Origin of the sequence: Campylobacter sp. JH23 (assembly GCF_017846595.1) — a bacterium.
Taxonomy (GTDB): domain Bacteria; phylum Campylobacterota; class Campylobacteria; order Campylobacterales; family Campylobacteraceae; genus Campylobacter_D; species Campylobacter_D coli.
Genome location: NZ_JAEQBP010000002.1, coordinates 244,197 through 267,225, shown reverse-complemented (window position 1 = coordinate 267,225; position 23,029 = coordinate 244,197). Strand labels below are relative to the sequence as shown.

Sequence of the window (23,029 nt, the reverse complement as noted above, 5' to 3'; positions counted from 1 at the left end):
GTCCGTGATTATACAGATGTGGAAACGCCTTGCTCCATCCCGAACCAAGAAGCTAAGCACATCGTGGGTGATGATACTACGCCTTACTGGCAGGGGGAAAGTAGCTCATTGCGGACTTGTTAATTCTGCTTAACTTGCCTATAAAATTAATAATCAGTTTTTTTAGTTTGTAATTAAAAATTTATTTACATGTAAAATTGTATAAAATTTGGAAAGTGATACATGGAAAAATTTATTGAAAGGTTGCTTGAAGAAGATATTAAATTTGAAAAAGATGTGAATAATGGTTTGAGTGATATAAATATATTTGATGCTTTGAATATTGAAACAAAAGAAAATTATCATTCTAAATTTATAGCTTATTTAATTGATATAAATAAGGATCATTATCAAAAAAATTTTGCAAAGGTATTTTTAGAAAAACTTGGTAAGAGTTTAGTAAATACGAAATTTGAAAATTTAAACATAGAAGATATAAAAAGCGTAGAAACAGAAGCCTGCATAAAAGATAATAGAAGGATAGATATTTTAATAACATTAAGTGATAAAAGATATATTATAATAGAAAATAAAATTTATGCAAAAGATCAAAAAAATCAATTGAAAGATTATATTAATTTTGTAAGAAAAAATATCAAAAATATAAAAGATTGTTATAAAAACATATTGACTATATATTTGCATCAAGATGAGTGTGCTAGTCCTAGTGATTATAGTTTGGGAAATTTTACAATAAAGACAAATTTGATTAAAGATAAAAATGAAAATAATGTTAGCTATTATTTGAAGATGGATTATATATGGATTAAGGAATGGATTGATGAGTGTATAAAAATATATGAAGAAAAATCAACCAAAGATCAAAAATTTATTCTTGATATACAAAACATTATTTTTACTCTAAATCAATACAAAAGTATTTTACAATGGTATATGACAGATGAGTATACTCAAAGAGATGATGTATTAGAATTTATTTTTCAAAACAATATAAAAATGCAAAATTTAAAAAATGCGATGATTTTATATAGATATAACAAAAACAAATCAGAGCTTAAAAATTTAAATGAAGAAAACTATAAGAAAGCTAAAGATATTATCCAGCATAAATGGAGTAACATCTGCGAATATATAATAGAAGAATTTTTTGATAGTTTTGAACACAAGGAAATTAAAATAGGTGATATAACTTTTATCGGCAATAAAATAGAAGAAAATCGTGTTAATCATGGTGTGTTTATATTTTATCCTATTGATTATAAGAATGAAAGCATATATCCATGTATATATATTTATTTTAAAAAAAAATACTATGATATTATTGGTTTGACATTTGAAATTTCAAATGATGATGAAGAAGATATAGAAAATGAAAAATATAAAGAATGTTTAAAATTATTTAAAGATGTAAAAGAAGAAAATGTTAGAAAATATCAAAATCACTATTATTGTGATAAATTAATAAACAATGAAAAATTAGAAGGAGAATACGCTTTTATTTATTGGTTGATTGAAAATCAAAATTCTAAAAAAGATTTTATTCAAATTTTAAATGATTTTTTTATTAAAAAACCTATACAGGAAGCATATAAAGGTATTAATGATATATTAAATTCTTAAAAAATTTTATATAAAAGTAAAATTTGATAAAATACAAAATATTTTTTATAAAGGTTAAAAATGCATTTCACTTTGCTAAATGAAAAAGATTTTTTCAACCCATACTACCGCAAAAAGCAAATCATGCAAAATGAATTTGATATATTTAACAAGGCTTTAATGCAATATCTAGAAAGACTTGAAAGTTCGCAAAGTGAAAATGAAGATTATCTTGTAGCTAATGCACTTAGTCCATTTTTAACCATGTTAAATTTCAAAACTCACATCAAAACCAAGCAAAAAGGCAAAAGTGAGATTGACTTATCCATCTCTAAAGATGAGTTTAGTAAAGACTTAGAAGTTCTTATTGAGGCTAAAAAGCCAAATTCAAAAGAATTTATCACTCATACAAAGGTAAATTCTAAAGCCTTACACGAGACTATTTTATATTATTTTAGAAATAGAGAGTATAGTTTTAGCTTAAAATTTATTATCATCACAGATTTTTATAAATTTTACATTTTTAAAATTAGTGAGTTTGAAGAGCTTTTTTATAAAAATCCAAGTTTTAAAAAACTTTTTGAAGAATTTTGTAATCCAAATTCACTTTTCAAAGGCAATACTGAAGAATTCTATAAAGAAGTAGCCAAACTCATAGAAAATTCCAAAGAAAACTTAAAAGGCTTTTTGATTGACTTGACGTTTTTAAAAGATAAACAGAAATCAAATTTTAAAAACCTAGCAAGTATTTATAAAACTTTTCATAGAGACTTTTTGCTAAGTGAGTTTAACCCCAACGATGCAAATTCACTCAACAACGCTTTTTACAAAGAGCTTTTATATATCTTAGGGCTTTGTGAGAGCAAACAAAACTCAAAACTCATCATCGCAAAAAGTGAAGAAAGCAAAGAAGAGCAAGGCACTTTCTACACCGCTATAAATTCTAAGCTTAAAGAAGAAAATTTTGAAACCATCTTAAAACTTTTGATCTTATGGCTTAATCGCATTTTGTTTTTAAAGCTTATAGAGTCAAATTTGGTGCGTTTTAATGATGATAAAAATTTGAAATTTTTAAATTTCAAAAAAATCCCTGATTTTGACAAGCTTAGCGAACTTTTCTTTGAAGTCTTAGCCAAAGAAAAAAGCACGAGAAAGAAAAGCGAATTTGCCTATCTGCCTTATCTAAATTCTTCTTTGTTTGAAAAACAAAGCATAGAAAACACACTTGAAATTTCAAGCTTAAGCAATGACTTAAAGCTTTTTTACTATAAAAACACCGTGCTAAAAGATGATAAATGCAAGGCTAAAAAAGGACAAGTGGGGCTTTTAGAATACTTGTTTGAATTTTTGGATAGCTTTGATTTTGGTAGCGATGATGAGCAAAGCGAAATTTTAAGCCAAAAAGAACTCATAAGCTCAAGCGTTTTGGGAAATGTGTTTGAAAAACTCAATGGCTACAAAGAAGGGAGCTTTTACACGCCAAGCTTTATCACTTCTTATATGTGTAAAGAAAGCATCACAAAAGTTGTGCTTGATAAATTCAACGCTCAATTTGATCTTGATGTTAAAAATATAAACGAACTAAGAAAGTCTTTAAGAAAAGAAGACAAAAAAGCACAAAAAGAGCTTTTAAACTCTATAAAAATTTGCGATCCTGCGGTGGGAAGCGGGCATTTTTTGGTTTCTGCTTTAAATGTTATGTTAAGCATTTATGATGAGCTAAATCTTTTTGATGAAGAATTTTATCTAGAAGTGCAAAACGATGAAATTCTCATCACGGGTAGAAAAGGCGAGTTTATAGAGTATAAACGCCCAAGTACGCCTAAAGATAAAGCCCATCTTATCCAGCAAGAACTTTTTCATACCAAAAAAGACATCATAGAAAATAACCTTTTTGGAGTCGATATTAACCCCAACTCATGCGAGATCACGAAGCTAAGGCTTTGGATAGAGCTTTTAAAACATAGTTTTTATCAAAGCTTTGATGATGAAAATTATCACGATCTTAAAACATTGCCAAACATCGATATAAACATAAAATGCGGAAATTCTTTGGTATCTTACTTTGAAACAGGCAAAAGCCTAAACCACTATCCTAACATCAAAGAACGTATGAGTAAATACAAACGCATAGTAAAAGACTATAAAGAAGGCTTTTACACAGATAAAAGCCGCATCAACCAAGAGATAAAAAATCTCAAAATTTCTTTTAAAAATTTCTGCTTTGCAGATAAATTTAAAAAAGAAATGAAAAGCTTTAATGATAAATGTGAAAAATACTCTAAAAAATACGGAAATTTCTTAGCCGTAGATGATGAAAATTTGAAATTCTTTGTTAGTGCGAATTTGACTCTTTTTGACTTTGATGAAAAAGAAGCCACAAAAGAATTTGCAAATCTTAAAAAAGAATACGACAATATCTTTAATCTAGAAAGCAATCATCCTTTTGAATGGCGTTTTGAATTCCCTGAAATTTTGGACGATGATGGAAATTTCAAAGGCTTTGATCTCATCATCGGCAATCCACCTTATATAAGAATACAAGGACTAGATAAAAATTCATCGCAATATTATAAAAAACATTTTAAAGTTGCAAGCAAAAATTATGATATATATATTTTGTTTATAGAACAATGTTTTAAACTTATCAAGAAGCAAGGTGTAATTTCTTTTATAATGCCTCATAAATGGTTTAATGCTGATTTTGGAGTAAATTTAAGAGAATTTGCAAAAGATAAAATTAGTAAAATCATATCCTTTGAAGAATTTCAAATTTTTGATGCTTCAACATATACGGCTTTACAATGGTTTGAAAACAATTCTTTGCATTTGAAATTTATACAAGCAGACAAAAACATAAAGACAAAAGAAGAAATGTCGAATTTTATTTTTAACTTAAAAGAGGAAAATTTTAAAATGATAAATAATAAAAAATTATCCTCTTCATTTTGGAGTTTTGAAGAAAATTCAAATCAAGAAATTTTTTCAAAAATCAATCAACATATATCTGTAAAAGATATCTTTTCTAAGATTTTTCAAGGTTTGGCTACAAGCAAAGATAGTGTTTATTTTTTAAAAGATTGTCAAGAAAATAAAAATTCTGTTAAAGGGTATTCTAAAGAGCTTGATAAAGAAGTGGAAATAGAAAAAGAAATTTTAAAACCACTTTTAATGGGTGATAGTTTTCATAGATATGAAAAACCTATTTCAAATTCAATGGTTTTATTTCCTTATTATAGACAAGATAATACAGATGTTAAAAAAATGTGTCTTTATGATGAAAATGAGCTTAAATCCAAATTTCCAAAGGCTTGGGAGTATTTGAAAGAATGTGAAAGTATTTTGAGGGCTAGAGAAAATGGAAGATTTGACAATGAAAAATGGTATCAATTTGGTAGAACTCAAGGTATAAATCAAGAAAATATAAGTAAACTACTTTGTCCTGATATTTGCAATAATACGCATTTTGTTTTAGATAATCTCGGAGAATTTTATTTTACTACAACAATTTATGGTTATGTTAGAAACGAAGAATATAAAAATTTAGATTATAAATATTTAATGGCTGTTTTAAATTCATCGTTAACTTGGTGGTTTTTACAAAAAACTAGCGTTGTGATGAGGGGTGGATTTTATAGGATTAAACCGGCTTATATAGAAAAATTTTGCATACCAAAAATAAATTCTAAAAATGAAAAATTAGCCGATGAGCTTATAAATTCAGTCGATGAAATTTTAAAAGCCAAAGAACAAGACAAAAACGCAAATACCCAAGAGTTAGAAAACAAAATCAATTCTTTGGTTTATAAACTTTACAATCTCACCGAAGAAGAAATAAAAATCATAGAAGGGAAATAATGGGAGAATTTGACAAAGAACAAGCAATAGCAGACATAGCTGAAAATTTAGGAATATCTAAAGAATATGTAAATTTTGATGAAAACAAGAAAATTTATATCATTAAAGACAATAATAATTTAAAAAAAATACACATAAAAAATTTTAATTATAAGCTATATGAACGATATAATTTATTTTTTACAAAATGTATATTTGAATGTGAAATTAAAGATACTAGAGGCTTAAGCTCAGATATAGAAAATGGAATATTTTTTTTGAAATGCGAATTTGAAAATAAAATTCTTTTTTTTAATCTTTATTTCAAAAATATATCTTTCATCTTGTGCAATTTTAAAAATAATACAACTTTTCAAGCTTGCACATTTAAAACTTTTTGTAATTTTGAAAGTAGTGTTTTTGAAAATTTTGTAAGTTTTGATAAAAGCATGTTTTTAGATAAAGTTAGTTTTTATAATACACATTTTCATAAGGTGCCAAATTTTTCACAAGCAATTTTCAATGGAAATTTAAATGCTATAAATGCAAATTTAAATTTTACTTTTGATAATTTAGAAGAAAAAATCAAACAAGAATATGAAGAGTTTAATAAAAATAAAAAAAAAGAAGATCAAAAATCCTTAGATAAATTTGCAAATGATTTTAGAGATTCTTTTAGGACTTTTAAAAATGCCTTGATAAAAGATAACAATCTTTTAGACGCTTCAAATTTTCATAAATATGAGCTTTATTGTAAAGAAATAGAGCTAAAAAATAAAAAATATAAAACCCTTAAAGACAAGATGGATAAATGGCAACTTATCTTTTATCGTAAGCTTTGCGATCATCATACTGATATTTTACAAAGTTTAAATTCGCTTATTTTGGTGATAGGGATTTTTGTGATATCAAGCGTTGCGATGGTTTTTGGTTTTAACTATAGTCTTGGATATAAGCCTATTTTGGAGCATTGGTATTTTTCATTGGATTTTTATAATCATCATATAAATTCTATCATACAGGATAATTATTTGTTTATGATGGCAATAAATATTATGATACTTTTTATTTATTTGGGTTTAATTGGATTTGCTTTATGTCTAAAATATATGAGAAAATTTTTTATAATTATATCCTATGCGATAACTCTTTCAGTCCTAGTGGTTTCACCGAAAATTCTTATCCCTGCTATGGGATTTTTTACAGATAAAAGAGCTATATTAGATCCACTTAGCGCAATAGGTGGAATTTATACAATCGTTTTTGGTTTTGTTGTATTTTCTTTTATAAAAACAATTAGAAAAAATTCCATAGTGCCAAGCTGAAAAATTTAAGGTATCGTGATGAAAAATTTATAGCAAAACACTAAAAACCAAAGATAATGAAAACAAAATCAATTCTTTGGTTTATAAACTCTACAATCTCACCGAAGATGAGATAAAAATCATTGAAGGCAAGTAATGGAATTTCATTTTACAATAATAAATATAGGTGCTGTAACTGGAATAAGTAGTTTTTAATATTGCTTTTAAAATATATACTTGAAAGATATTCTTTTATAAAATATATAAAATATAAACCAAATCTCCAATTGCTTTCTGCTTTATATAAAGCCGAAATTGAAGCATATAAGTTTATAAAAACAGGCAAAGATATGGCTTTAATAGGACACACTCAAGATAAATGGATAAAGCCCTATAGGTGTATAATAAGCATTTTTTCAAAAAGTCAATTTTTAGATGAAAGTACAAATGAAATTTATATCTACAAAATTGATTTGTTTTTATTGCTTATGATTAAATTATTAAGAAAAGTTAAAAACAAAAATATATTAGAACTTAACAATCAACTTGAAATATTTAATATAAATAATTCAAGACAAAAACAATATTATAAATTTGAATTTTTTAAAAACCAAAAAGATTTTATTGAGAATCATAGATAAAAAATTTCATCGTTAAGCGCCAAGCTAAGCTCACAAGGCTTAGCTTTAAGCCTTGTAAATTCAGTCTTTTAGGTAGTATTCTATAGTAGAAACCACCCTTATGGTTTTGATATAAGGTGTGTTTTTATCCCTGTTGCTGATGCTAAATTGCCCTTGAGAAGCCTTTTTTATCTTGCCTAGATGGCTGTTTGAGTCTTGTGCGAATTTTATCGCTGCATTTCTAGCATTGAGCGTGGCTTCTTCTATCATTTGGGGTTTGATTTCATTGAGTTTTGTATAAAGGTATTCTATCTCATAATCCTCTATTTTAGTCACTATGCCAAGCTTTCCAAGGCTTGAAATTTTTTCTAGTATGCTTTTTCCAAGCTTTATGTTTTTCGTATAGATGAGTAAATTTGCAGTGCCTATATATCGGTATGTGGCTTGAGTGTCGTTGCTGTAAGGATCACTTAGGCGATCGATGATGTTGGGTGAGTTGTAGCTGATCTCGTCTGATTTTACGCCTTGTTCTTCTAAAAATCGTATGATATTTTGTTTATCAGACTCTAGTTCTTCGTATAAATTTGCAAGGTTGTTGCCTGATCTTGTGAATTTTATAGGCAGTATCAGGGTATCTGCTTCCACATCTTTTTGGCTCAGTCCTTTTACAGTGACACTTCTTTCAAGTGTTTTGAAGTCGCTTAAAGCCTTGTTAAAGCCAAAGGCTAGGATCACACTTGCCAAAACCACCGCCACCGATATAAAAAGGGAGTTTGTTTTCATATTTTTCCTTTGGGATTTTTTTTACCTAGAAAATATATCATATTTGCCACCAAGACACAAGCACACATTACACAAGCAAGGATTATCGGTGTGTTAGCATCTAAAGCACTGACTACAGAGGAGATGAGTCCTGCTAGGGCAAATTGTATAAAGCCAAGCACCGCAGAAGCGGTTCCGCTATGCTCTTTAAATCTCGCCATAGCTAAAGTCGTGGTATTGGGTGCGATAAAGCCAAGCATAGCGATACTTGTAAAAATACTTGCTTCAAAAAGAAATAAATTCGGATACAAAAAGGCATTGATAAGCAAGATTAAAGTCGATACAAACATGATCATCAAGGCTTTAGAAAGTATTTTTTCACTTTCAAATTTACGCACTAGCCTTGCATTGATATTTGCACAGATGACAAAGCCTAGAGCATTTGCTCCAAAAAGCATGCCAAATTGTTGCTCGCTTAAGTCAAAAAAATCTGTAAATACAAAACTCGAACCCGTGATATAAGCAAACATCGCAGCTAAAGCCAAAGCAGCACAAAAGACATAGGTTAAAAAGCGTTTATCTTTTAAAACAAATTTATAGCTTTTCATCGCTTCTTTGTGGGAGAATTTTTTATTTTTAAGGTGTGGTGCGGATTCTTTTAAGCCAAAAAGTATCATCAAAAAAAGCAAAATTCCCAAAGCAAACAAAGTCGTAAAAATGCTATGCCATGAAAAATACTCCAGCAAAAAGCTTCCAAAAGTCGGCGAAAGCATAGGAGCAAGGGAGCTAAATACCATCATCAAAGCAAAGATCCCCGCAGCTTCTTTGATCTCAAACAAGTCATTTACAATAGCCCTTGCGATCACTACTCCCGCACAGCCTCCTAGTGCTTCAAAAAATCTCAAAGCGATAAAGGCATAGATATTGTCGATAATCACACAAAACAAGCTTGAAACGATAAAGAAGAAAATTCCTACCAAAGCAGGAATTTTACGCCCAAAGATATCGCTTAAAGGCCCATATATGAGTTGCCCTAAGGCAAAGGCGACAAAAAAGCTTGCAAGGCTAAGTTGAGTCAGTGCTTTAGAAGTATGAAAGCTTTGCTCTACATGGCTAAGTGCAGGCAAATACATATCTGTAGAAAGCGGTGCTATGCTTGACATCAAAGCAAGGATGATGACGAGTTTGAGCTTTGAAAAGCCGTGAATTTTAGTGTGTTTTTGCATTTGTAATCCTAATTATTTTTAAAACAAGGATTTTAACAAGTCAATCTTAGAATAATCTTTGTTTTTCTATGTTAAATTTATATAAAAATTCTCAAGGAAGTCTTTATGTCAAATTTAAATCAAAACGAGCAAATCAAATGCCCAAATTGTGGAATTTTTATCGATATAAGCACTGCTTTATACGCTCAAATTTTAGATAAGGCCAAGCAAGAAATGCTTAAGCAAAAAAAAGAATTTGAAGATGAAGTCAATGCTAAAAGAGCCGAATACACCAAAGCTTTTAATGACTTAAAAGCCCAAAAGCTAGAGCAAGAAAAACTCATAAGCGAACAAGTAAGCCAAAAACTTCTTTTAGAAAAACAAAAATTCGAGCAAGAATTGCTAACACAAAAGCAAAATTTCCAAAAAGAATTCAGCGAAAAATTTAACAAAGAGCATGAAAATGAGATGAAAATCATGCAAGAAGAATTAGAAAAAAAGAGCAAAGAACTTAGCGAATTTTTAAGCATAAAAGCTGAAAATGAAAAGCTAAAAAGAGAGCAAAAAGAAAACGAAGAAAGACTTAAATTTGAGGTTAAAGAAGAGGCGTTTAAAGAATTTAAAGAACAAGAAGGCAAAAAACTAGAGCTTGAAAGAGAAAAAATGCGTCTTGAATTTCAAAAAAGCACTCAAGAGCAAGATCTTAAATACAAAGAATTAGAAACAAATTTTAAAAGCGTAGCTCAAAAGCTAGAGGACGCACAACGCAGGATAGAGCAAGGCTCACAGCAACTCCAAGGCGAAGCAGCAGAACTACTCATAGAAGAATATATCCAAAACGAATACATCGGCGATGAGGTAAAAGAAGTGCCAAAGGGAGTAAATGGGGCGGATTGTTTGCATATCGTAAAAGACAGCTTTGGCAATATTTGCGGTAGTATTTTGTATGAGAGCAAACGCACTAAAGAATTTAACAAAGAATGGCTTGATAAACTTAAACTAGACAGCATAGCCGCTAAAAGTGATATAGCGGTTTTAATCACCAAAACCATGCCTAAAGACAAGCAAAAAACACATTTTAAAGAGGGGATTTTAATCTGCACTTTTGCTGAATTTAAAGGCGTTTTAGCAGTGCTTAGAGAAAGCATTATAAATTCTTATAAACTCAAAAATGCTTTGCAAAACAAAGATGAAAAAAATCACATTTTATACGAATACTTAAATTCCAAGGAATTTAACACGCAAATCACTTTTATACTCAAAACTTACCAAAATATGAAAGAAGAGTTAGAAGCTGAAAAAAGGGCTTTGCAAAATATATGGAAAAAAAGAGAAAGAGCCATAGAAAATTTAAGCTTTAATTCTACTGCCATAGTGAGTTCTTTAAATGCTATATTTAGCGACTTGCAAGGCGGGAATTTGATAGGCGAAGAAGGGCTTAAAAGCTTGGAAAATTTGGCTAAAGATGAGGATTAAATTTTGATGATTTTTTCTTCTATTAGCTTGAGATTGTTTTCTAAATTTTTGAAATTTTTCTCTAGACTTTCTTTTAAGTCTATGAAAAAAGGATTTGTTAGAGTGGCGATAAGATAGTGATTGTCCTTAGAAAAAATATGATTTAGAGTGAAATTTTTATCTTGTAACTTAACATAAATTTTCTCTTCATCTTCAAAGCTAGGATTTTTGCTAGGCTTTAAAATTTCAAGCAAAATTCCACAAAAAAAGCGTTTGTTTTCATCGATGAAGTTAATATCATAAATTTTAAATTCTTTAAATTCAAAGCAATTTTGGCTTTTAAAATCCTTTAAATTTTCGCTAAGTTCTAGTTTTAAAAAATCTTTTTGGCTTAAACTTTCTTTTCTAAATTTAGCCCCAAAACGACGCAAAAATAAATTCAAAGCATCGATTTCTAATTCTTTTTTTGCAAGTTTGAGTTTTTTAGCTGTAAGGCGAAAGAAGAAAATACCTACAAACACAGCAAGGATGAGGGCTATTAAAATATCTTTTGTAAAAACAAAGGCTAAAAAACCTACAAGTAAGGCTTCGATAATGCTTAGGAATTTTAAGACTCCTAAGCGTTTAAGTATATAAAGTCTATTATTTTCTAAGCTTTTTAAATCCATTAAGATTTTGCTTTTTCCATTCTTTTTCTTTGAGTTGGATCAAGATAGCGTTTGCGAACACGCACATTTTGAGGTGTAACTTCTACAAGTTCATCTTCTTCTATCCACTCTAAAGCTCTTTCAAGGCTTAATTTTCTAGGCGGTACAAGCTTGATCGCATCATCGCTTCCGCTTGCTCTTACATTGGTAAGATTTTTTCCTTTGATAGGATTAACATCTAAGTCATTTGGACGAGAGTGCTCACCTATAATCATCCCTGTATATACTTTGGTTTGAGGTTCTATGAAAAGCACCCCGCGCTCTTGAAGGTTAAACAAAGAATACCCCAAAGCCACGCCATTTTCCATAGAGATCAAAGCACCATTGTTACGCTTTTCAACTGCACCACTAAAAGGGCGGAATTCTAAAAAGCTATGGTTCATTACGCCTTCGCCTTTGGTATCGGTTAAAAATTGAGATCTAAAGCCTATAAGTCCGCGTGCAGGAATTTCAAATTCAAGTCTTGTTTGTCCATCGCCTGTAGGTGCCATAGTTTTCATTTCAGCTTTTCTTTTTCCAAGCTTTTCTATCACTGCACCACTAAATTCTTCAGGCACATCGATAACTAAATGTTCAAATGGTTCTGTCTTAACCCCATCTTCAACTTTTACGATAACTTCAGGTCTTCCCATGCAAAACTCAAAGCCCTCACGACGCATATTTTCAGCTAAAATAGTGATTTGAAGTTCGCCCCTACCACTTACTTTAAATTTGCCTTCGCCTGTGCTTTCGTATTTCATCGCGATATTGGTTTTCATTTCAGCTTCTAAGCGTTCAGCGATTTTGTTTGAAGTCACATGCTTTCCTTCAGTTCCTGCTAAGGGACCATCATTTACTGAAAATACTATGCTTAAGGTTGGTTCTTCGATGTGTAAAGGATCAAGTGGCATAGGATTGTTTGGATCTACAACGCTATCGCCCACATCTAAAGCTTCAAAACCTGCGATCGCAACGATATCGCCACTGCCTGCTTCTTCTATATCCATTTTTTCTAAGCCCATAAAACCGATGAGTTTTGAAATTCTACCATTTACTTTAGTACCATCGGCTTTTGCGAGCATTACACTTTGATTTTTCTTTACAACGCCGTTGAAAATTCTAGCAATGCCTATTTTACCTACGAAGTTATCATATCCTAAAGTAAAGACTTGAAGTTGTAAAGGATTGTCATTAGTACCGCTTGGAGCTGGAACGCGCTCGAGTATGGTTTTAAAAAGGGGCTCCATATTGTCGCTTTCATCGTTTAGATCAAGCTTAGCATAACCATTTTTTGCTGCAGCATAAACGATAGCAAAGTCAAGTTGCTCATCGTTTGCATCTAAAGCTACAAAAAGATCGAAAATTTCGTTGATTACTCTTTCAGGATCAGCAGCTGGTTTGTCGATTTTGTTGATTACAACTATAGGTTTTAGTCCTAAAGATAGGGCTTTTTTAACCACGAATTTAGTTTGTGGCATAACGCCTTCTTGCGCATCGACTAAGAGCAAAACCCCATCGATCATTTTTAAAACACGCTCTACTTCTCCACCAAAATCGGCATGGCCTGGAGTGTCTATGATGTTGATTTTTGTGCCTTTATAATTGATAGCTGTATTTTTTGAAAGTATGGTGATACCGCGTTCTTTTTCTATATCGTTACTATCCATAACGCGTTCTGAAATTTGTTCTCTTTCACTAAAAGTACCTGATTGTTTTAGTAGTTCATCTACCATAGTGGTTTTACCATGGTCAACGTGGGCTATAACTGCGATATTTCTAATATTTTCCAAGATGCTCTCCAAATTTAAATTCAAAGCCAAAATTATATAGAACTTTTGCTTAATTTTTCAAAAAGCAAAAGTTGGAACGATTCTTGCTTCTAGTTTGTCTAGATATCATTTTTAAAAAGGAAGTTAAAATGTCAAAACCATTAAATACAGAGTTTTTTATAGAACTTGATACTCCAGTAATCAACAGAAAAAGTGAAGTATTGCTTCAAGTTTTAGATCTTTTAGAAACTTTAAAATCTAATCAAAATGAAAAAATGGCAAGAATATCAAGCGAGCTTACAGAGCTTTTGGAAAATGAAGAAAATCTTGAAAAAATTACGAGGGCTCAAAATTTAGAAGAGCTTTTGGATATTTTAGTTGCTTTAAATGAAGATAAGATGATCAAAGTATATGAAAATGCTTATTTAAAAGAAAGATTTCCTCATTTAGCGTCAAGTCAATTTTTAAAATAATTAAGGAACCATCATGTCAAATTTGACCCCAAGTAATGACATTTTAAATCTTACTCCAAGCAAGACAAATACAACCCATAGTTCATCGAGCAAAACTAAAGAGCAGGATTTAAAAAAATCTGACAATACAACACAAGATGATACAGAGAGTTTTTTAAATTCTTTACTCAATTCTATCGAAGAAACAAATGAGTTTTTGCCTGATCATATGAAAATCAGTAAAAAAGAAGTTGTTAATGAAGCTATGGATAAATTACAAAATGGGGTTTTTAGCGAGAGTGATAAAATAAGTATTTTTGAATCTGCTTCTTTTATGCAAATTTTATCTTTGCTTGACAAGTTAAAAGCAGATACGGCCGATATCAAACTTGCCAATCTTTCCACCCAGCTTTCTCAGCTTGTAAAAACAGAAGCTAATTTTAATGCTTTAAAAAGCGCAAGCAATCTTAGCGAGCTTTTAAATATAGCTAAGGATTTGGGCTTAAATGTAAAAAATATCAAAGTAGATCGTTTGCTAGATCTTAAGGCTACTTTTCCAAATTTGGATAAGGCTAATTTCTTTAAAGGCGCAGTGGATAATGTTTTTAAAGAGATTATAAACAATAAACTTGCTCATATCAGTAAAAATTTAAACCAAAATGTGCAAAATTTAAATCACACTCCACATGCTAATCTTAGTCAAAATTCTAAAATGACAAAAAAAGATGATACTTCTTTGCTTTCTCAAACTTTAAAGAATTTAGATGCTATCATTTCAAGCAAAAAAGAAAAAAATGAAGTTAAAAACGATAATGTTAAAATTCAAACAGATGGTGAAACAGCAGAATTAAAAAATACTTCTAAAAATTTAACTCATAGCGAGTCTTTAAAAGAGCTTGAACAAGAAAATTTAACCAACAATGATAAAAAAATTCCAAGCCAAGAGGTGCAAAATAAAGAACAAAGCAAAGAGTTTAAAAATGATAAAAATACACTCTTAAATGAGTCTTTAAAAAAAGATGATAAAGAATTAAAAAATGCAAATAAAGCTAATGTGCAAGATTTAACACCTAGCAAAAATAATACCACACAAGATAAGTTGCCAATGCAAGATAAAGTATCAGCACGAGATAAAGCATTAACTCAAGAAAAGATAATTCCACAAGAAAAAGTATCAACACAGGAAAAAACCTTGCCCCAAGATAAAGTATTGATACAAGAAAAGCCTCTTAATAACAAAGAGGGTTTAAATCAAGAAACAAACAATATCAAAAATACAAATTTTAACAAAACTTCCAACAAAGAAAATGTAAGAGATTCTCAAAATTTGAGCTTGAATTTAAGCCCAAAAGATCTTAATCTCAATAAAGACAATACAAATTTCACTCACTACACTAATAAAGAAAATTATACACAAGAGCAAGGTAAAATACAGAGTGAGAATACCGAAAAAAATCCTTTAGATGATTTAAATTCTTTAGTGAAAGATTTAAATAAAATTTCACAAAACAATACTAAAAATATCACTCCTAAGGAAACCTTACAACATTTTTCGCAGGATTTAAAAGCAGCAATGGAGCAATACAAAGCCCCAATCACCAAGCTTAGTATCACACTAAATCCTCACAATCTTGGAGAAGTTGAGGTAACTTTGGTACAAAGAGGAAACAATCTTCATATTAATTTTAATTCCAATACCAATGCGATGAATTTATTTATCCAAAATCAAGCTGAATTTAAAAATTCTCTTGTAAATATGGGATTTACAGGACTTGAAATGAATTTTAGCGATCAAGGAAAAAGAGAGCAAAATCAAAATCAAGGTAAAAATCGTAGTGGATATGGTTTTAAAGATGCTTTAGATGGAAAAAATGAAAGTGAAAAGGTAAATCTAGAGCTTGTTTTAGCGAAGTATTTTTAAATTGGAACACTTATTGCTTAAATAATAAAAAACTAAATAAAAAGGAGTTATAATGATATCATCATCGGATTGGAATTTAAATACCACTGCTACAACTTCAGGTACTACTTCTTCAGGAAGTACTAGTGGAACAACTAGAACAGATTCAAGCAGTAGCTCAGGAATAGTGAGCAATCCAAACGCTACCTTAGATAAGGATGCGTTTTTAAAACTTCTTTTGATCGAGCTTCAACATCAAGATCCAACTGATCCTATGGATAGTGATAAAATGCTTACGCAAACTTCTCAATTATCAGCACTTGAAATGCAACAAAATACAAATACTACCATGCAAAAAATGGTTGAAACTATGCAATTACTTTCAAATTCTTTTAGCACAAGTATGAGTACTTCAGCTATCGGAGCTATAGGAAAGATGGCAACTGTTTCAGATAACAAAATCAAGCTTACAGGTTCAGATGAGATTATCGCGCTTAAAATGTATTTGCCTGAGGATTCGGATGAAAATGGGGTTACTTTGGAAGTATACGATAGCAACAACAAGCTTGTATTTAGTGAAAAAAGTGGCGAACAATCTGTTTCTCAAGGGCTCTTTACGATGGAGTGGCCAGGAAGAAATAACGATGGTGTTTATGCGGGTGATGGCGAGTATACTGTTAAAATGGTTTATAACAATAAAAATGGCGAAAAAATCACTGCAAATTATGGTACTTACCCTATAGAAGGAATTGTTTTTAAAGAGGGTATTGCTTATGCAAAAATGGCGGGTCAAGAAGTTCCTTTTGATGCTATATCAGAAATCACTGATTATAAATTAAGCTCTTCTTCTAGCACGGGAAGCGGTAGTTCAGGAAGTGGTTCAAGCGGAGATTCTTCTGGATCTACAGAAGATGGCGACAAAGAGGAAAAGGCTTAAGCCATGATGACTTCATTTTATAATGGCGTTTCAGGAGTTAAAACCAATAGCTTTGGTATAGATGTTTATGCGAACAATATCGCAAATGTCAATACCACAGGCTTTAAATACTCAGATGCGCAATTTAAAGACATTTTTTATAGCACCATAACAACCCAATCCACTAACCCTGCCCAAGGAGGCTATGGAAGTGGTGCGGCTTCTTCTCAAGTCGTTTTTGAACAAGGTTCACCTGTAGCAAGTGAGGGTGAATTTGATGTGGCACTTCAAGGAAAAGGTTTTTTTGGTGTTTTGGGTGCTGATGGAGAAGCTTATTATACCCGAAATGGAGCCTTTAGAAGAGATTCTGCTGGAAATTTGGTAGATTCTTATGGAAATTTTGTTTTAGGAACTATGAATCCTGCTTTTGCTGGAGTGAGTTATAGTGATAGAGTCGCGGGGCTTATGGGGGATTATCTTAACACAGGAACTCCTGTAAATAGTGGCTTTACCGTAAATTCAAATGACGCTTTTAACATAGGGACAACGGCTTCACAAGGAGTGATTAAAGTTCCTGTGAATATGTATTTGCCTCCGCAAGTAACTCAAAATGTAAAATGGAGTGGAAGTTTAAATACGAATGCAACAACAGAAGTGGTTAAAGTCGATCTTGATCCTGCGAAATTTAATGTCCAAAAGACTGAAGATGGCAAATATGTAGTGAGCGGTAGTGTTAGCAAAGAAGATGTGTTTAGTGCTAAAGCGGGCGATAGGATTATTTTAAATTTCACTGATGATAATGGCGTAAAAACAAGCTTTGAAGCAACTTTAGATGAAAATCTAAATTTTAAAAGCAATGAGCTTGATTTAAAAGGTTTGGATCCTAATAGTATAAAACTTGAAACAGCGCAAATTTCAACAGAGCAACAAAAAGCCAATAAAGATATTTTAGAATCCCCTATTTATAATGCAGATGGAAGTAAAAGCACTTTAAGGGTTACACTTGAAAGAGTTTTACCGCAAGAAGGCGATAATATACAATATAAAGCTATTGCACAAATTTATGATTCTAATGGCAATGTCGTAGGCAATCCGACTGAAGGAAATATGGTTTTTGATAAAAATGGTGCTTTGCTTCAAAACAATATTACAAGCATTGCAAATCCAAATGGTGGAACAATTAATATTGATTTAGGTTCTCCTTATGATGCTAACAAGCCTGGTTCGGGTTATAGTGGGATTTATATTAAAGAAGGCGTCGAAAAAAATGTAGTTACACAACAAGATGGTGTAGCTGAAGGGTTTTTTGAACAATATAATATATCCGATGATGGAAGTATTGTTGCGCAATTTAGCAATGGTAAAAATGCCATAGTTGGAAAGCTTGCTTTATATAATTTTATCAATGAGCAAGGATTGGTTGCTATGGGAGATAATATTTTTGCAGCAACAGCCAATAGCGGAGATGCTAGCTTTATCATGAAAGATGGACAAGTGATCAATACAGCTAAATTTAAAGGCGGATTCTTAGAACAATCAAATGTTAATTTAAGCGCAGAGCTTTCAAACCTTATCGTAACTCAAAAAGCCTTTGATGCAAGCTCAAAAAGTATCACTACAAGTGATCAGATGATACAAAAAGCCATTAATATGAAAAGATAATTCTTAGGAATTATCTTTTTCTAATTTTTCAAAAATAATTTTAATTTCTTCTATGTCGCTTTCGCTATAATTATGGCTTGATTTAATATAACTTACTTGCTGTCCTTTTTCAAGATATAAAACCTTTTCATAGTCTTTTAAATTTATATGATGTTTTAGTTCAAGGTTGGTGTTTGTGTTAGGATAAAATTTTAAAAAATTATCCTCTCCGATATTTTCGGCTTTTATGTATATTTTTACATTGTAAACCATTTCATTTAAGAAATTTAATTTCGCATCAATTTGATATTTTAATTTTATAAATTTTTTATACGAAATGCTAAGATGATTGTATTTTTTTATGATATCGTGATAAAGATTTGAAAATTTCATTTCTATGGCGCTAGGATTTTTAGTCTTTTGAAGTTTGATGATTTTGATTTGATTTTTGATTAGATAATCATAGTAATTTTGCATTTTGCTTATGGTGTCATCAAGCTTACTTTTTATTTTAAGGCTTAGATTTTTAAGATTTTCGCATTCTGTATCTGAGTTGTTTTCAATAGAAACTAGTGGTGAAACTACGATATTGTTTTTAAATTTTATATTGTTTGTTATGATTAGATTTTTTCTTGGATATAAAGTATTATCCGTTAGTAAATTGCAAATATAAATATTTTCTGCTTCTATTTTTCCACCCATGCAGTTTTCAACAAATACATTTTTAGCTATAATTGTCCCATTTTCTAAATTTTTTATATATACAGTGTCAGCTTGCAAAGTTCCTTTGTGTGTTGTAATAAAAATATCTTGTGCAAAAATTTCGCTTTTTGCATGAGTTAAGCCTTTGATACTGATATTTTTTCCATAAAGTTTTGTTGCTCCAATACTCCCATTTACTTTTATATTTGAAGCTTGAACATTTACAATACCTGATTTAATAGCATCATCACTTATATCAAAATTAGTGATTTCTAAGTTTATATTTTCATCGGTATTTGTTTTGATTGAACCGGTTGTTTTAAGCCCTATTTGTGATAATTTTAAATTGTTTATAACGCTATATCCTGAGTGGTCTTTATTTAAAAATCCATAATTGGCGCTAAAATATTTAATTCTATCTTCTAATTCTTCTGTGTAAATGCTTTCATCTTTTATGATAAAAGGATTATCAAGAAAGGCTATTGGATTTAAATGAAGGATTTCTCCTCTTAAATTTCGTCCTTCTTTTCCAAGAATTCTATAAATGTATTCAAAAAGTAGCTCATTTTTTTCAATAGGTTTACAGTAGTTTCCTTCATCATAGTTAATATTTTCGTCAAAACATTCTTCGTTAACATCTCTATGATAAATAATTTCATCACTTTTATGTTCAATCTTATCTACACCTTTGGCAATTTCAAGCTCTATTTCTTTAATAGATGGACTTTTTTGTATTGATAAGATAAAATCATCAATCTTGTCAAATAAATTTTTATCAAGTCTTAAGATTAAAAATTTTTGTTTGATCATTATTTTGTAGATATTTTGCAAAATATCAAATTTTAAATTAGGATAATATTTAAAATTTTCTGTAAGGTTGATACTGGCTTTTAGATGGGTTAGGTTGGAGTTGGATCTAAGTTTGACTGTAAAAGGAAAACTTTGTTTTTTTGGATAAATTTCTATAAGAAATTTTTGCACTATGGTATTGTAGTTTTTTACAAAAAAATTATCTGCATAAAATAAGTCAAAATCCTTTCTTTCATAAGTTTTTGTTTTCGCTGGTTTTACACTAGAACACAGAAGTTTAAAATCTATAACTCTAAAATCAAGAATTTGTTCTGTGTTTGCTTGTTCGTGATTTAAACTTTCGAAAGGATTGAAAGTTTCTAAGGTTTTTACTTGAAAATTCATCTATCCCCCCCCCCATATCATTTTTTTGAGTCGTGAAATGATGATTTTGTAGTGCATCTTCAAAAATAGCATTGAATTTTTCGAAATTTTGATTCAAATCAAAATAATCCAAATGAACTAAAATTTGCCCACATTTTTCGCACTTTAAGGTATTTTCTTTGCTAACAAGCTCTTGATGTATAGTCTGTGGAACTGCATGGATACGCAAAGAACAATTGCAAATATAATCATAGGTTTTTTCAGTCTTTAAATCTTGCCTAATTGATTTTAATTTTATGTATTGCTCTAGATTATAATGAATCTCTTGAAGATGTAGAGCTTTTTTTGTGAAGTTAGCTATCCATAAATCTTCATTAGCAAAATGATCTAAAATCCAATCTTTGGTCAATGTTGAAAGTTCAAATGACATTTTAACAATATCATTTGAGTGTTCTAAAAGCTCTTTAGTCTTTTTTAATAATATTTGATGAGATTTTCTATGTTCTTCAATCAAAGGAAAATCAATGCTTTCCATAAATTTTTCTTCATCTTTGAAATGAATTTTTACATATTGGAATAACTTTGTAAGAATTTGTTTTAAATCATTTTTGTGTTGCACATCATTATCTTGAATTTTTAAAGCTAAATCGTTTGCAATTTCAGCAATTTCAAAAATTAGTTCGTGTTGTTTATCTAATTGTATGTTTTTAATGCTAAAATCTTTACTCCATTTGATTTCCATGATTTTTCCTTAAAAATTTATATAATATATCTATGATAATCGTATTTCCTTGAAAAAAACAATAATTTTGCAAATTAAATTTAAAAATTTATATAAAATATAACCAATTTGTTACATATTTATACATTTTTATATTTAGTTTTTATAGCTCAACACTTTTTAAGTATATTATGATATAATTTCTTTGCCTTTTCTTAGACCTGTGCAATGCTATTTTTAAGCACCGCTTCAGGGTGGGAACACAGCAGAGCACTTGATTGTAGTGTGTGCCGCAGCCATCTGGGAAAGGGTTTATTTCATTTAAACTTACTTTTTATATCTCTTAAATATTTTTATTTTCATATAGAATTTCAAGACTTTGGTAAAAATTTTTTAATACTTAATTAAGAATTGTTAAATTAAAATTTAACAAATTTAATACAATAAAGGAGCTTAAATGGAGAAAAAGAAAATCCCCATGCTTATACTGTGTGTCCTTATTGCGCTTGCATTTTGGATAATCCCTACTCCTATAGGTTTAGAGGAGAATTCTTGGCATTTTCTTGGACTTTTTATTGCGGTGATTATGGCGGTTATCTTACAGGTAATGCCTTTAGGAGCTGTGTGTATGATAGCTATTGCTATTGTGGCACTAAGTGGAATCACGACCACTCAAAGTTCTGTTCGTGCTACACATATCAAAACTCTTGAAGCCATTGTTTTAAAAGATAATTCTAATATCTATAAAGTTACCATGGAACAAAAATCACAAGCTAGTATTTTGGAAAATCTCATCAAAGCAAATGTGGCTAAAAATTTAGAACCTAAAGTAAATGAGATTTTAAAATCTAATTCAAACATAGAATATCAAATAGATAGTCTAAATAAACTTTATGCAAAAGCGACTTCAAAAGTTGCTGCGCAAAAGCTTATTGATGAGAGCAAGATCGCGGCATTAAACTCTTTAGCTCTTGAATTTATGTCCCAAAAAGATATAGATGAAAAAGTTAATACTGCAATATCAAGTTTAAAATCCAAAACAGGTATTAAGGATGCTTTAAGCGGATTTTCTAATTCTTTAATTTGGCTTATAGTAGTTTCTATCATTGTAGCTCGTGGAGTTATAAAAACAGGACTTGGAGAGCGTTTGGCGTATTATTTTATCAGTATCTTTGGTAAGAAAACTTTAGGTATTGCGTATTCTATCGCATTTTGCGAAACCATCTTAGCTCCTGTAACCCCTTCAAATACAGCAAGAGCGGGTGCGATAATCAATCCTATAGTTCAAGCTATCTCAAGAAGTTTTAAATCTACTCCTGAAGATGGAACACAAAATAAAATAGGCACCTATCTTTCTTTGGTGAATTTTCAAGCCAATCCTATTTCTTCGGCAATGTTTATCACAGCCACTGCTCCAAATCCATTGGTTGTTGATTTGGTCGCTCAAGCTACAAATTTAGAAGTGCATTTAACCTGGGGGCAATGGGCTTTAGGTATGTTTTTACCTGGTATAGCGGCTATGCTTTTAATGCCTTTGGCGATTTATTTTCTTTCTCCACCAGAGATTAAATCAACCCCAAATGCTAAGATTTTTGCAAAGGGTAAGTTAGAAGAACTGGGTGCTATGAAGGGTAGTGAAAAGATTATGCTAGGTGTTTTTGTATTGCTTTTGCTTTTATGGGCAGGGGCTTTGGGCTTTCTTTTTGGAATTTCTCTTGATGCTACAAGTGTTGCCTTGCTTGGTCTTTCTTTGGTTTTAGTAAGTGGAGTTTTGACTTTTGGTGAGGTGTTGGCAGAAAAAGCTGCTTGGAATACTTTGGTATGGTTTTCAGCCCTTGTGATGATGGCAACTTTACTTGGAAAGCTCGGTGTAACGCAGTTTTTAGCTGAAGCTTTGGGTGAATTTGCCTCTGCTATGGGACTTGGTGAAATTTCTATTATGATTTTCTTAAGCCTTGCCTTTTTATATACGCATTATTTCTTTGCTTCAACCACAGCGCATATTTCAGCTATGTTTTTTGTATTTTATAGTGCAGGACTTGCTTTAGGGGCTCCACCACTTCTTTATGCTTTTATTATGATAGCATCAGGAAATGTTATGATGGCCTTAACGCATTATGCAACAGGAACAGCTCCAGTTATTTTTGGAACAGGTTATGTAAGTCTTAAAAAATGGTGGTCTGTAGGATTTGTTATTTCAGTGATAGATATAACCGTAATGATACTTGTTGGCCTTGTATGGTGGAAATTTTTGGGATTTTATTAAAATCTTATCAAAGCTTTTAAA

Annotated in this window: 16 protein-coding genes, 1 rRNA gene and 1 other RNA gene; 12 read left to right on the top strand and 6 right to left on the bottom strand. The window is 30.5% G+C overall.

Annotated features, from left to right (window positions below; translation table 11 throughout):
- The 5 genes from rrf (at nucleotide 1) to KAR88_RS08835 (ending at nucleotide 7,381) form a co-directional block, all read left to right on the top strand.
- Nucleotides 1–117 (top strand): 5S ribosomal RNA (gene rrf, locus KAR88_RS03020).
- A gap of 105 nt (nucleotides 118–222) precedes the next feature.
- Complete coding sequence (locus KAR88_RS03015) at nucleotides 223–1,620, top strand: PD-(D/E)XK nuclease family protein (protein WP_002800617.1); 1,398 nt, start codon at nucleotides 223–225, stop codon at nucleotides 1,618–1,620.
- A 60-nt stretch (nucleotides 1,621–1,680) separates the two neighbouring features.
- Nucleotides 1,681–5,457, top strand: coding sequence for an Eco57I restriction-modification methylase domain-containing protein (locus KAR88_RS03010; protein ID WP_192801298.1), 3,777 nt, complete (start codon nucleotides 1,681–1,683; stop codon nucleotides 5,455–5,457).
- Nucleotides 5,457–6,761 carry a pentapeptide repeat-containing protein gene (locus tag KAR88_RS03005; RefSeq protein ID WP_192801297.1) on the top strand — a complete coding sequence of 435 codons (1,305 nt, stop codon included), beginning with the start codon at nucleotides 5,457–5,459 and terminating at the stop codon, nucleotides 6,759–6,761. The genes KAR88_RS03010 and KAR88_RS03005 overlap by 1 nt, the downstream gene beginning before the upstream one ends.
- A 329-nt stretch (nucleotides 6,762–7,090) precedes the next feature.
- Entirely contained in the window at nucleotides 7,091–7,381 is a 291-nt protein-coding gene (locus tag KAR88_RS08835) for a hypothetical protein (RefSeq protein WP_223209748.1), read from the top strand.
- 60 nt (nucleotides 7,382–7,441) lie between these two features.
- Here KAR88_RS08835 and KAR88_RS02995 read toward each other — a convergent pair whose 3' ends face one another.
- Together KAR88_RS02995 and KAR88_RS02990 are read right to left on the bottom strand one after the other, a co-directional pair.
- Nucleotides 7,442–8,143: an SIMPL domain-containing protein gene (locus KAR88_RS02995; RefSeq protein ID WP_002828657.1), complete on the bottom strand. Its 702-nt coding sequence runs from the start codon at nucleotides 8,141–8,143 to the stop codon at nucleotides 7,442–7,444.
- A complete protein-coding gene (locus tag KAR88_RS02990; protein ID WP_057040183.1) occupies nucleotides 8,140–9,348 on the bottom strand; it encodes a multidrug effflux MFS transporter in 1,209 nt (402 codons plus the stop codon). Before KAR88_RS02990 ends, KAR88_RS02995 begins: the two co-directional genes overlap by 4 nt.
- Before the next feature lie 105 nt (nucleotides 9,349–9,453).
- Between KAR88_RS02990 and KAR88_RS02985 the strand changes: the two genes are divergently transcribed.
- Nucleotides 9,454–10,803 carry a DUF2130 domain-containing protein gene (locus tag KAR88_RS02985; RefSeq protein ID WP_002793262.1) on the top strand — a complete coding sequence of 450 codons (1,350 nt, stop codon included), beginning with the start codon at nucleotides 9,454–9,456 and terminating at the stop codon, nucleotides 10,801–10,803.
- On the opposite strand, the gene KAR88_RS02980 is transcribed toward KAR88_RS02985, so the two are convergent.
- A complete protein-coding gene (locus tag KAR88_RS02980) occupies nucleotides 10,800–11,450 on the bottom strand; it encodes a hypothetical protein (protein WP_002792325.1) in 651 nt (216 codons plus the stop codon). The genes KAR88_RS02985 and KAR88_RS02980 overlap by 4 nt on opposite strands.
- Nucleotides 11,450–13,258 (bottom strand): translational GTPase TypA, encoded by a 1,809-nt coding sequence (gene typA / locus KAR88_RS02975; RefSeq protein ID WP_002779297.1) that lies wholly within the window; start codon nucleotides 13,256–13,258, stop codon nucleotides 11,450–11,452. The genes KAR88_RS02980 and typA overlap by 1 nt, the downstream gene beginning before the upstream one ends.
- Nucleotides 13,259–13,386: 128 nt before the next feature.
- Between typA and KAR88_RS02970 the strand changes: the two genes are divergently transcribed.
- From KAR88_RS02970 to KAR88_RS02955, 4 genes are read left to right on the top strand one after another with little or no spacing between them, the layout of a single operon-like run.
- Nucleotides 13,387–13,710 (top strand): hypothetical protein, encoded by a 324-nt coding sequence (locus tag KAR88_RS02970; protein WP_002779298.1) that lies wholly within the window; start codon nucleotides 13,387–13,389, stop codon nucleotides 13,708–13,710.
- Between the two features lie 13 nt (nucleotides 13,711–13,723).
- A complete protein-coding gene (locus KAR88_RS02965) occupies nucleotides 13,724–15,610 on the top strand; it encodes a flagellar hook-length control protein FliK (protein ID WP_002779299.1) in 1,887 nt (628 codons plus the stop codon).
- 52 nt (nucleotides 15,611–15,662) lie between these two features.
- Complete coding sequence (locus KAR88_RS02960; RefSeq protein WP_192801296.1) at nucleotides 15,663–16,526, top strand: flagellar basal body rod modification protein; 864 nt, start codon at nucleotides 15,663–15,665, stop codon at nucleotides 16,524–16,526.
- Nucleotides 16,527–16,529: 3 nt separating this feature from the next.
- Nucleotides 16,530–18,167, top strand: coding sequence for a flagellar hook protein FlgE (locus KAR88_RS02955; RefSeq protein ID WP_088569639.1), 1,638 nt, complete (start codon nucleotides 16,530–16,532; stop codon nucleotides 18,165–18,167).
- 3 nt (nucleotides 18,168–18,170) lie between these two features.
- Here the strand turns inward: KAR88_RS02955 and KAR88_RS02950 are convergent, their stop codons facing one another.
- On the bottom strand, nucleotides 18,171–20,042 hold the full coding sequence (locus tag KAR88_RS02950) for a flagellar assembly protein A (protein ID WP_052781082.1): 1,872 nt from the start codon (nucleotides 20,040–20,042) through the stop codon (nucleotides 18,171–18,173).
- The gene (locus KAR88_RS02945; protein WP_002793250.1) at nucleotides 19,957–20,763 is read right to left on the bottom strand and encodes a bacteriohemerythrin; all 807 of its coding nucleotides are present in this window, start codon (nucleotides 20,761–20,763) and stop codon (nucleotides 19,957–19,959) included. Before KAR88_RS02945 ends, KAR88_RS02950 begins: the two co-directional genes overlap by 86 nt.
- A gap of 191 nt (nucleotides 20,764–20,954) precedes the next feature.
- Between KAR88_RS02945 and ffs the strand changes: the two genes are divergently transcribed.
- Both ffs and KAR88_RS02935 read left to right on the top strand, forming a co-directional pair.
- Nucleotides 20,955–21,052, top strand: an RNA gene (gene ffs / locus KAR88_RS02940) — signal recognition particle sRNA small type.
- A gap of 147 nt (nucleotides 21,053–21,199) precedes the next feature.
- Nucleotides 21,200–23,008 carry a DASS family sodium-coupled anion symporter gene (locus tag KAR88_RS02935; protein WP_002782302.1) on the top strand — a complete coding sequence of 603 codons (1,809 nt, stop codon included), beginning with the start codon at nucleotides 21,200–21,202 and terminating at the stop codon, nucleotides 23,006–23,008.
- The last annotated feature ends 21 nt before the right edge of the window (nucleotides 23,009–23,029 follow it).